The 11,131-nt window shown below is 64.9% G+C and carries 15 protein-coding genes; all 15 read left to right on the forward strand.

Annotated elements, in window-relative coordinates:
- The first annotated feature begins 2 nt into the window (after positions 1–2).
- Positions 3–557 carry a DUF3486 family protein gene (locus FNA46_RS13525; RefSeq protein WP_143125735.1) on the forward strand — a complete coding sequence of 185 codons (555 nt, stop codon included), beginning with the start codon at positions 3–5 and terminating at the stop codon, positions 555–557.
- Complete coding sequence (locus FNA46_RS13530; RefSeq protein ID WP_143125736.1) at positions 557–1,999, forward strand: phage terminase large subunit family protein; 1,443 nt, start codon at positions 557–559, stop codon at positions 1,997–1,999. The genes FNA46_RS13525 and FNA46_RS13530 overlap by 1 nt, the downstream gene beginning before the upstream one ends.
- A 1-nt stretch (position 2,000) precedes the next feature.
- Positions 2,001–3,476: a DUF935 domain-containing protein gene (locus FNA46_RS13535; protein WP_143125737.1), complete on the forward strand. Its 1,476-nt coding sequence runs from the start codon at positions 2,001–2,003 to the stop codon at positions 3,474–3,476.
- The gene (locus FNA46_RS13540) at positions 3,469–4,707 is read left to right on the forward strand and encodes a PBECR2 nuclease fold domain-containing protein (protein WP_143125738.1); all 1,239 of its coding nucleotides are present in this window, start codon (positions 3,469–3,471) and stop codon (positions 4,705–4,707) included. Before FNA46_RS13535 ends, FNA46_RS13540 begins: the two co-directional genes overlap by 8 nt.
- A gap of 113 nt (positions 4,708–4,820) precedes the next feature.
- Positions 4,821–5,336, forward strand: coding sequence for a phage virion morphogenesis protein (locus FNA46_RS13545; RefSeq protein WP_143125739.1), 516 nt, complete (start codon positions 4,821–4,823; stop codon positions 5,334–5,336).
- A gap of 215 nt (positions 5,337–5,551) precedes the next feature.
- A complete protein-coding gene (locus FNA46_RS13550) occupies positions 5,552–6,658 on the forward strand; it encodes a peptidase (RefSeq protein ID WP_143125740.1) in 1,107 nt (368 codons plus the stop codon).
- A 15-nt stretch (positions 6,659–6,673) separates the two neighbouring features.
- Complete coding sequence (locus FNA46_RS13555) at positions 6,674–7,042, forward strand: hypothetical protein (protein WP_246103075.1); 369 nt, start codon at positions 6,674–6,676, stop codon at positions 7,040–7,042.
- A gap of 29 nt (positions 7,043–7,071) precedes the next feature.
- Positions 7,072–8,007 carry a major capsid protein gene (locus tag FNA46_RS13560; RefSeq protein ID WP_143125742.1) on the forward strand — a complete coding sequence of 312 codons (936 nt, stop codon included), beginning with the start codon at positions 7,072–7,074 and terminating at the stop codon, positions 8,005–8,007.
- An 88-nt stretch (positions 8,008–8,095) separates the two neighbouring features.
- Positions 8,096–8,332, forward strand: coding sequence for a hypothetical protein (locus FNA46_RS13565; protein WP_143125743.1), 237 nt, complete (start codon positions 8,096–8,098; stop codon positions 8,330–8,332).
- Positions 8,332–8,754, forward strand: a complete 423-nt coding sequence (locus FNA46_RS13570; protein ID WP_143125744.1) for a gp436 family protein — start codon at positions 8,332–8,334, stop codon at positions 8,752–8,754. Before FNA46_RS13565 ends, FNA46_RS13570 begins: the two co-directional genes overlap by 1 nt.
- Positions 8,751–9,173, forward strand: a complete 423-nt coding sequence (locus FNA46_RS13575) for a phage tail terminator protein (protein ID WP_143125745.1) — start codon at positions 8,751–8,753, stop codon at positions 9,171–9,173. Before FNA46_RS13570 ends, FNA46_RS13575 begins: the two co-directional genes overlap by 4 nt.
- The gene (locus tag FNA46_RS13580) at positions 9,170–9,352 is read left to right on the forward strand and encodes a hypothetical protein (RefSeq protein WP_143125746.1); all 183 of its coding nucleotides are present in this window, start codon (positions 9,170–9,172) and stop codon (positions 9,350–9,352) included. Before FNA46_RS13575 ends, FNA46_RS13580 begins: the two co-directional genes overlap by 4 nt.
- Complete coding sequence (locus FNA46_RS13585; RefSeq protein WP_143125747.1) at positions 9,352–10,278, forward strand: phage tail tube protein; 927 nt, start codon at positions 9,352–9,354, stop codon at positions 10,276–10,278. The genes FNA46_RS13580 and FNA46_RS13585 overlap by 1 nt, the downstream gene beginning before the upstream one ends.
- Before the next feature lie 34 nt (positions 10,279–10,312).
- A complete protein-coding gene (locus tag FNA46_RS13590; protein WP_143125748.1) occupies positions 10,313–10,786 on the forward strand; it encodes a hypothetical protein in 474 nt (157 codons plus the stop codon).
- A gap of 71 nt (positions 10,787–10,857) precedes the next feature.
- On the forward strand, positions 10,858–11,130 hold the full coding sequence (locus tag FNA46_RS13595; RefSeq protein ID WP_143125749.1) for a DUF1799 domain-containing protein: 273 nt from the start codon (positions 10,858–10,860) through the stop codon (positions 11,128–11,130).
- Position 11,131 lies beyond the last annotated feature (1 nt).

The raw sequence follows: 11,131 nt of genomic DNA on the forward strand, positions 1-11,131 counted from the left end.
CCATGGCCGGACGTGGACGCCTTTCGAGCCTCGACCTGCTGCCGGAAGAAGCGCGCGACGACCTGCACTGGGCGCTCGCCGAACTGAACAAGCGCGAGCGCACGCAGGCCGACATCCTCTTCGAACTGAACGACCGGCTGGAAGCCAAGGGGCTGGAGACGATTTCCCGCTCGGCCTTCAATCGCAAGTCCATGCGCCTTGCGAAGCGGACCATGCAGCTGGAAGAGCGCCGGCACATCTACGCCGGCATCGCCGAACGCCTGACACCGGAAGAAGTCGGCAATGCCGACCTGGTGCTGGGCGAATTCCTGAAGACGCTGCTGGACGAACTTCTCGATGAGGACGGCATCGGCACTAAGGGCGCCATGGAACTGGCACGCGCCTACAAGGACACGGTGATGGCGCAGCGCCATTCGGCCGAGTTACGCGAAAAGGCCGAGGCGATCGCCAGGGCAAAGCTGGAGAAGGCCGTCGCCGAAGTGTCGAACGTGGTGCGCAAGGCCGGCGTCTCGCAGGAAACCATGGACGAGATCAACCGTCGTCTGGGGATCATCTGATGGGCCGCGCGACGATCATACCGGCCAACAGGGAGGCGATCTTCCTGCCCTACCAGGGCCGGTGGATCACCGACAATTCGCGCCTGAAGCTGATGGAGAAAGGCCGCCAGATCGGGCTGTCCTGGTCGACGGCCTATGCCACCGTCTCGCGCACCTCGCTTACCTCGGCCCGGCATGATCAATGGGTGTCATCGCGCGACGACATCCAGGCGCGCCTTTTCCTGGAAGACTGCAAGCTGTGGTCCGGCAATCTCGACCTCGCCGCCCGCGACATGGGCGAAGTGGCGCTCGATCCGGACGGCAAGCACAGCGCCTATGTGCTGCGCTTTGCCAATAACAAGCGTATCCATTCGATGAGTTCGAACCCGGACGCGCAGGCGGGCAAGCGCGGTGGCCGTGTCCTCGACGAGTTTGCGCTTCATCCGGACCCGCGCAAACTCTGGTCGATCGCCTATCCCGGCATCACCTGGGGCGGCTCGATGGAGGTGATTTCCACCCATCGCGGCTCACACAACTTCTTCAACCTGCTGGTCCGGGAATACCGGGAGGGCGGCAATCCGAAAAAGATCAGCCTGCACCGTGTCACGCTGGACGACGCACTCAACGACGGCTTTCTGTTCAAGCTTCAGCAGTCCCTGCCGGACGACGACGAACGGCAGGAGATGACGGAGGCGGACTATTTCGACTGGGTGAAGAGCGGCTGCGCCGACGAGGAAAGCTTCCTTCAGGAATACATGTGCCAGCCGGCCGACGACGACACGGCCTTCCTCGAATATGACCTGATTGCCAATTGCGAATATCCGGCCGGTTTTGACTGGCGTACCTTGGAAGGCCGCCAGCTCTATGCGGGCATCGACATCGGCCGCAAGAAGGACCTGACGGTTCTCTGGGTGGTCGAGAAGCTCGGCGACGTCCTTTACACCCGCCATGTCGAGGCGCTGCGCAACATGAGCAAGCCCGACCAGGAGAAGGTGTTGTGGCCGTGGATCGAGCGCTGCTATCGCACCTCGATCGACGCGACCGGCCTTGGCATCGGCTGGGCGGACGATGCGCAGAAGAAGTTCGGCACCTATGCCGTGGAGCCCGTCACCTTCTCGGCCAAGGTCAAGGAGGCGCTCGCCTATCCGGTGCGCTCGCGCATGGAAGACCGGACGCTGCGCATCCCCTACGACAAGTACATCCGCGCCGACCTGCGCTCGGTGACCAAGCAGGTCACCGCCAGCGGCAATATCCGTTTCACGGCCGAACGCACGCCCGATGGACACGCCGACCATTTCTGGGCGCTGGCGCTTGCCATCGAAGCGGCATCCGGCGCGAGCGGGCCGACCGGCGCCGGCACGGCCGGCGGCGACCAGGAGAGGCAGACGAAGCTCGAGCAATTCCGTGGTGGCCTCATCAACCAGAACATTTTCGGCAACCTGTCGCGCTTCCTGAGGAATTGAGATGCCCGCTCCACAGACCGGCGAACTCGCCACCAATGCTTCCGATCCCTTCGTTCCGCAGTTTCAGACCGTGCTGCAGCCGAGCGACGATACGCTTCTGGCGCATGGCGGCGCCGGCGCCTACCGGATCTATGACGAGATCCGGCGCGACCCGCATGCCCATGCCATCCTCCAGAAGCGCAAGCTGGAAGTGATCAGCCGCGAATGGCAGGTGATCGCCGCATCGGATCGTCGCAATGACAGAAAGGTGGCGGCCGACATCGAGCGGCTTCTCAGGAGCATCAACTTTGACCAGCTGACGCGCGGCCTGCTGGGTGCAATCCTGAAGGGTTTTGCCGTCGCCGAGATCGTCTGGACGCAGCAGGGCGACGTCTGGACGCCTTCGGCCGTCAAGGTGAAGAAGCAGAACCGCTTCCGCTTCGACATGAATGGCGGCCTGCGGATGCTGACGCGGTCGGCGCCCGTTGACGGCGTCAGCGTGCCCGACCGGAAGTTCATCGTGCATCGCCATTCGATCGACGATGACGATGACGATCCCTATGGCGTCGGCCTCGGCTCGGTGCTGTTCTGGCCGGCCTGGTTCAAGCGGCAGGTGCTGGCCAACTGGCTGCAGGCCACCCGCAAGCATGCCGCTCCCACGACCCTTGCCCAGTACCAGGGCGCCTATGACAAGGCGAAGCAGGATCTGCTGGCGGAAGCGCTCGTCGCCATGCAGGCGTCCGACAGCCTGATCGTGCCGGAAAACGTCAAGGTCGAGCTGCTGGAAGCCAAGGGCGGCAACAGTCAGTCGGAGGAACTGGCGCGCTATCTTGACGAACTGATGAGCGAAGCCGTTCTCGGCGAGACGCTCACCACCAATTCCGGCGAACGCGGCGCCCGCTCGCTCGGCGACATTCACAACGAGATCCGTGTGGCAATCGCCAAGGCGGATGCCGACCTGGTCTGCAAGACGATCCAGCAAAGCCTCGTGCGCTGGTATGTCGAGATCAATTATCCAGGCGAAGCCGTGCCCGAAGTCTGGCGCGACTTCTCCGAGGCGGAAGACCTCGGCGACAAGGTCGACCGGGACCAGAAAATCTACCAGATGGGCTACAAGCCGGCTTCGGTGGATTACATCAACGAGACCTATGGCGGCGACTGGATCGAACGGACGACGGCGCCGGCAGAGCCTGAAGCCCCATCGCCCGATGACAACCCGACTGCCGGTCTTGCCTTTGCCGATCCGGTGCGAGAGGCGACGCCGGCGGAAAAGACCGTCGCGGATCTCTCCAGCCAGATGGCGCAACTGGGACGGCCGGTGATCGACGCAATGATCGAAGAGATCCGGGGAGCCTTCAGCGATGCCACGTCCTACGAGGATCTGATCGAACGGCTGGCGCGGCTGTCCGGGGATCTGTCGGTGGACGAACTGGCCCAGCTGATGGCGCAAGGCACGGTTCTCGCCGACCTCGAAGGTCGGGTCAGTGCCGATGGCTGACAAGCTCCCGTTCCAGGAGGCGATCGACTTCCTGCGCGGCAAGGTCAACCTGCCGACCCGGAAATACGACGACGTCCTGCGGCAGGGACAGGTGCGCGCCTTCACTGTTGCCGGCGTCACGCGCGACGACATGCTTTCGGATTTCCGCGCCGCGATCGAGAAGGCCCGTATCGAAGGCACCGGCTTCAACGAATTCCGCAAGGATTTCGACGCCATCGTCGAGCGCACCGGCTGGACATTCAAAGGGCGCGGCGGTTCCGACGAGGAGCGCAGCGATTGGCGCGCCCGGATCATCTACACCACCAACATGCGCACCTCCTACATGGCCGGCCGCTGGGCGCAGCTGACCGATCCGGACGTCCTGCGCTATCGCCCCTATCTGCAGTATGTGCATTCCGGCGCAGAACATCCGCGCCTGCAGCATCTGGCCTGGAACGGGCTGGTGCTTGCCGCAACCGATCCCGCCTGGAACGTGATGTATCCGCCGAACGGCTGGGGCTGCGGGTGCGACGTCAAGGCGCTGTCGAAGCGGGATCTGGCACGGCTCGGCAAGGACGGCCCGGATGAGGCGCCGGACCTGACCCCGTATGAGGGCTTCGACCGTCGCACCGGCGAGCCGGAACTGCGCTATCGCGGCATCGACCGAGGCTGGGACTACAATGTCGGCAAGGAGTGGCTGGGCGGCATCGTGCCGAAGGAATTGCATGCGCCTTTGCCCGCCTTCAGCGAACCGAATGCGCCCGCAACTCTCCCGGCACTGCCGCCACCGACCGCCGTCGCCAGGGATCGCCTGATGCCGGAGGAACTGCCAGAGGCGGACTATGTGCGTGGCTTCCTCGACGAGTTCGACCTTCTGCCCGGCGAGGCGGGATATTTCCGCGATCGCTCGGGCGGCATCATCAGCGTGTCGCAGGCGATGTTCGATGTGCGGGAGGCGGATGGAACGATCGTCGGCAGCAAGGCCAACAAGTCCGACCGTGGCCCCTACATGCGCCTGCTGGCCGACGCGATCCGCGATCCCCACGAGATCTGGGTCGACTGGGCAAGCGTGACGAGCGGCGTCGTGCTGAAGCGGACCTATCTGAAGCGCTATACGCTGCCGGACCAGAAGTCGCTGTTCATCCGCTTCGAATGGGCAGCGAGAGGCTGGGTGGCCGTGACGGGTTTCCAGACGAACGAGCGCTACATCCGCAACTATCGCAAAGGCGCCCTGCTCTACCGCGCCCAATGAAAAGGGCCATCCTCCCGGTCCGGATGGTCCCTGCGCCGAGATTTAAGGATCGTGACCGGGACAGCCACCACGGCGCCCGGCAAGGATAGAGCGACAGCAAGGACGATGCAATCATGACCGCAGCCGCCATCACGATCGACGACCTCGAGATTCAGCAGGGCCTGCAGCGCATCATGGATGCCGCCGGCAGCCTGGCGCCCGTCCTGAAGAACATCGGCCAATATGAAGCCGAGGCGACCAGAGACCGCTTTCGCGACGAACGCGATCCGGACGGCCAGCGCTGGCAGGATCTGAACCCGCTTTATGCGCTCACCAAGAAAGGCCCGCGCATCCTCACCGGCCAGACGCGGAGCCTGTCGCAGATCATCTGGCAGCTTGCCTCCGACACGTCGGTCGCTGTCGGCTCGAACGAGGTCTACGCCCGCATCCACAACGAGGGTGGTGACATCGTGCCGAAGAATGCAGCAGCCCTCGTCTTCTCGATGGGAGGCCAGACCTTCCGCGTCAAGCGCGTGACCATCCCGCGTCGCCGGTTCCTCGGCATCAACGACGAGGACCGGGCACGGATTGAAGAGATCATCCAGGACCATTTCGAGGAGGCGCTGGCCGCATCTGGCGGGTCGGAATAGAGGCGCCACAGACGCGCGTGAGCCTGTCGGATGGCTCATGGCCCGCACCCGAGGGTGAAAGCGCGCCCAAGGGCTTCAAAACGGCTTCAAATTCGATGCTTGCCCTCCTCGCCTCCCCCACGTTAAGACTTGGCAGCCCCGCGACGTATCCCTGAGGCTGTCCCACAAACCCTAGCGACTGTTTTGACCGCCCACGCTGATCCAGTGTGGCGGGCATGAAACCGTTCGAGATTTTCCGTTCTGGCACCCACACCGACAGCCGAGGCAGGCCGTTTGCCTTCTCGGATGACGATCTTGCCGCCATCGCTTCAAGCTACGATCCGGCGCTCTCGCATGCGCCGATCGTCGTCGGCCATCCGAAACAGGATGACCCCGCCTATGGCTGGGTGAAGTCCGTCGCCTTCCGCGACGGCCGCCTCGTCGTGGAACCGGAGGATCTGGAAAGCCAGTTCGCCGACCTCGTCCGCACCGGCCGTTTCCGCCAGCGCTCGGCCGCCTTCTTCGCGCCTGACCATCCGAACAACCCGACGCCCGGCCGCTACTACCTGCGCCATGTCGGTTTCCTTGGCGCGGCCGCACCCGCCGTCAAGGGACTGAAGGCGGTCGAGTTCGGCGACGACGAGGCTCTTCTCGAATTCCAGGACATGGCGATCGGCCGCGCCGCCTGGGGCTTTGAATTGCTTTCGAAGGTCATTCGAGGGTTCCGCGACTTCGTGGTGGCCGAAAAGGGCATCGACGTTGCCGACGGCATCCTGCCCGCCTGGCAGATCGACCAGATCGCCGAGACCGCCCAGCAGCTGCGCGACGAGATCGACGCCAGCGACCCCACCACCAGCTACAGCGACGAGGACAACAACATGAGCCAGGAGATGCTCGCCGACATCAAGCGGCGGGAGGCCGAGCTTGCCGCCCGCGAGGCAACGTTCGCCGACCAGCAGCGCACCGAGCAGGAAAGCCGCAAACGCATCCGCGCTGGCGAGGACGCGACCTTCGTAGCCTCCATGGTCGAAGCCGGCCGGCTGCCCGCCGGCCTGAAGGATCTCGCGACCGCCCTCTTCGCCGATCTCGACGCGGACGACACCATGTCCTTTGCGGACGGCGGCGAGGAACGCAGCCTTACGCCCCGTGACGGGCTGCGCCAGCTGATCGAGCGCCTGCCGCTTCCGGTCGTCCAGGGCGAACTGGCGACCGGCGACGGTCCGGACTTTTCCGACCCGGCGCATGTCGCGACGGCCATCACCACCGAAATCGAGACCGCACGCGCCAGGGGCGAACATCTGTCGGCCGCCGAGGCTGGCATGCGCCTGACGCGCCGCCGCTAACCGAAGGGCAGCATCATGAAGCTGATCAAGAATTTCCTCGCCACAAGCGCCATCCCGCATCGCCGGCAGGTCAAAGCCGGCGCCAATGATGGCGAGGTGGCGCTGGCAACCGCCTCCACCGACCTCATCCTTGGCGTGACTGACTGCCCCGGCGGGGCGGTCATCGGTGACCGCGTCGACGTCGTCCTGCTCGGCGAAACCGAACTCGATATCGGCGGCACGATCGCATTCGGCGCCTTCTTCACCGCCGACGCCGCCGGCAGGGGCTTGGCTGCCGCGCCGGCGGCCGGCGTCAATGCCCGCACCGGCGGCATCATGACCATCGGCGCGGTCTCGGGCGACATCGCCCGCGTCCTCGTCACTCCCTCCCGGATCCAGGGCTGATTGCCCGCAACCTCTGAAGGAAAGCCTCCATGAGCGGCACGCCGTTCCCCATCGATCCGGTGCTGACCGGCATCATCATCGCCTACAAGAACAACACGCTGATCGCCGACCAGGTGCTGCCGCGCCTGACGCCGAACCTTCCGAAGAAGAAGTTCACCTGGTGGCGCTTCGACTTCGGCCAGTTCATCACCGCACCCGATACCAAGGTTGGCCGCAAGTCTGCCCCGAACGAGGTCGAATTCCAGGCCGAGGACGTCGAGGACAAGACCGAGGATTACGGCCTCGACGACGTCATCCCGCTCGACGACATCAACAATGCGCCGGCCGGCTATGATCCGCGTGCCTTTGCCGCGCAGAAGCTGATCGACCTCGTGCTGCTCGATCGCGAAGTGCGCGTCTCCAACAAGGTCTTCAATTCGGCGATGTACGGCGCCAGCAACAAGGAAACGCTGGCCGGCACCAGCCAGTGGTCGCACGCCGACAGCAAGCCGATCGTGCAGATCACCGAAGCCGCCGACAGCATGATCATGCGGCCGAACAACATGGTGCTGGGGCGTGTCGAATGGACGGCGCTGCGCACCAATCCATCCGTCCTGCGGTCCCTGACCGTCTCCGGTGCTGGCGACGGCCTGGCCGACAAGCGTGCCGTCGCCGACCTGCTGGAACTGGACGACATCATCGTCGGTGAAGGCTGGGTAAACCGCGCGAAGAAGGGCCAGCCGGTCAGCCGGTCGCGTGCCTGGGGCGACAAGGCGCTGCTGTTCCACAAGGCGCCGCTTGCCTCGTCGATCGACGCCACGCCGACCTACGGCTGGACTGCCCAGCATGGCGACCGCGTTTCGGGTTCGATGGACGAACCGAAGATCGGCCTCAAGGGCTCAGTCCGCGTGCGCTCCGGCGAGAGCGTCAAGGAAGTCATCTCCTCGCCCGAGCTTGGCTACCTCTTCGAAGACGTCGTCGCCTGACGCGACATGCCCCTCGCCCGGCGTCTTCGGCCGCCGGGCATTCCACCGCCGGCCACGCGCCGTTCCCTTCCGCAGAAAGGCAAATCCCATGGCCCGAAATTCCGCCACGCCACCCAGCACCGAAACCGAAACCGGCGGCTCCGCGGCATCCGCTCCGGAGACCATTGCCGTGGACCAGGATGACGAGACCGTCCTGCTCACCATCCTGCGGCCGGTGCGGATCAATGGCGTCAAGTTCATGCCTGACAGCACGGCGCCTGTTCCACACGACCTGATCCAGTCCCTCGACGCCAGGGGCATCATCGACATGCGGGAGCGCGACTGATGGCCGCCTATGCGACACTTGCGGATCTTCTGGCCCGCGCCGGTGAAGACGAGATCCTGCAGGTGGCCGATCGCGATGGCGACGGCGCGGCCGACCAGGACGTGATCGCCTCCGCGATCGCAGCGGCCGAAAGCGAGATCAACGGCTATATCGGCGCACGCTACAGGCTGCCGCTATCGACCATCCCGGACCTGGTGACCACCTGGGCAGTCTCGATCGCCCGCTATCACCTGCACCGGGACGGCGCGCCGGAGCATGTGGTGCGCGACTGGAAGAGCGCCATGGATGGCCTGCGGGATGTGGCGCGATCGCTGGTCAGCCTGCCAGTGAGCGACGGCGCGCAGCCTTCCGCCGACGATGCCGGCCGCGTCATCCTGGTGAAGCAACGACCTGCCTGGGGCGGATTTGGAGGCTTCCCGTGATCTCGTCGGTCATCGCCCGCCTGCAAGCCGAGACGACACTCACCGACGTTCTGCCGGCCGAGGATCTGGAGACACTGTCGAAGGGCACCCAGCCGAAGAACCGGACGGTGTTCGTGCTGCCCTTCCGTGATCTCGCACAGCCGAACGCCTTTGCCGCCGGCGGCTTCCGCCAGTCGATCGAGGCCTACATCATCGTGGCCTTCCTGATCCGCCGCTACGACGATTCCAAGGGCGGCAAGCGGGCGAGCGAGTACGAACAGACCCGCGACGAGATCGAGACTGCGCTGGCCGGCTGGCAGTGGGACGCATCCGAAGAGCCGTTCGAACTGGTCTCCGGCCAGAGCAGCGCCTTTGGCACCGCCGCCACGATCTACGCACAGACCTGGAAGACCACCCGAACGCTGGAGAAACGCCCATGAACGACCTGCCGCAGTCAGGCGGTTCCTACCGCCGCAATGACGACGGGACCCTCGTGCGCGTCGAGCCCCCCGATGCGCTGGTGCAGGACACCGCAGCCGGGACTGAGGCTGCGACGGCCGAGGCCTCGGAAACGCCCGCAACCAACGACGCCGGCAGCACCGGCAAGAGGAAGAGCTGATGTCGAAATACGCGCGGAACAAGGCGATCCTGGTCAAGCTGGAAACCAACTATGGCACCGATGCCGTGCCGACCGGTGCGGCCAACGCCATGCAGGTCAACAATTTTCGGGCGGAGCCGCTGCTCGGCCAGGACGTCAGTCGTGATCTGATGTTTCCCTACATGGGCCATCAGGGCGCGATCCTGTCGGGCAATTACGGTCGCGTGTCATTCGACGTGGAGATCGCGGGTGCGGGTGCGGCCGGGACAGTGCCCGCCTACGGGCCGTTGCTGCGCGCCTGTGGCCTCGCCGAGACGGTGCAGGCCGGTGTTTCGGTCGTCTACAATCCTGTTTCCTCGGGACAGGAGGCATGCTCCATCTACTACGTGATGGACGGCATTCGCCACATCCTCACCGGCGCCCGAGGCACCTTCACCCTCAACGTCGCCCCGGCGCAGATCCCGCGCTTCAGCTTCACGTTCACGGGACTGCTCGGTCCGATCAGCGACCAGCCCATGCCGGTCTGTGACCTGACCAAGTTCATCAAGCCCGTCCCGGTTTCCAAGCTCAACACGTCGTTCAGCCTGCACGGCTACACAGGCGCGGTGGAGAGCTTTTCGTTCGATCTGGCCAATGACATCCAGCCGCGCCTGCTGATCAATGACGAGAGCATCAAGCAGGTCGACCGCATGATGACCGGCAGCGCGACGATCGAAGCTGCCGCACTGGCGACGATCAACTGGTTTGCGCTTGCCCAGGCCCACACAACCGGTGCGCTGGCCGGCCAGCACGGTGTGACGCCCGGCAACATCGTCGGCTTCGGCGCAGGCCGCGTGCAGATCGGCCGGCCCTCCTATCAGGAGAACCAGAAGATCGTCACCAATCAGCTGGCGCTGATGCTGCTGCCGACAGCGGGCAATGACGAGTTCACGATCACCGTCAAATAGGTTTTTCAAACAGGTCTCGAAGGGTCTTCAAAACATGTTCAAGCTCGTTTCACGCCTCGCCGCCTGGTGGCCCGTCACCGTGCTGCAGCCCGATCCCGACCAGCCGGGCGCCTTTACCGAATTTGGCTTCGAAGCCCGCTTCCTGATTGTCGGCAAGGCCGAGATGCGCGGCTATGCCGAGGAACGCGATCAGCTCGCAAAGAAGCTGCTCGAGGCGATCGAAGCCATGGCCACGGCCGACGACAAGGTTGCCGCCTCCGACCACGTCCGCGACCTGGAAACCGCGCTCGAAACCCACGACGACGGCATGTTCCATCGGCTCATCACCGACTGGCGCGGCGTGGTCGACGAGGCCGACCAGCCGATCCCGTTCAGCGCCGAGGCTCTCGACATGGCGCTCGATCATGAGCGCATCCGGCGCGCGCTGCGCGTGGCCTATGACGCGGCGATCTCCGAAGGCGGGGCGCGCCTGGGAAACTCCGTGACGCTGCCCGCAGCTGGGCCCTGATCCGCACCGGTCGCATCGACCGCGAACGGGCGACCCCGATCACGGCCGAGACGCGACGCGAACTGGAACTGATGGGCGTCAGGCTCGCCCCGGTTCCTGAAGACGAGGAGGCCGACGAACCCGTCGCGGCCTGCAACTGGGACAGCCTCCTCGCCTTCCTGGACTGCGCCACCCAATGGCGTGTCGGCGTCGGCTTCGGCGCCATGGTCTGGGTGGGGCTCGACTACACCGCCTGCGACGTCGTGCTTCGCCGCCGCGGCTATCCGGATCCGGATCGGGTCTTCGCCGATCTGCGCGTGATGGAGGATGCAGCGCTTGCCATCCTCAACAGTGGAGATGACTGAC

Origin of the sequence: Affinirhizobium straminoryzae (assembly GCF_007004135.1) — a bacterium.
Classification (GTDB): domain Bacteria; phylum Pseudomonadota; class Alphaproteobacteria; order Rhizobiales; family Rhizobiaceae; genus Neorhizobium; species Neorhizobium straminoryzae.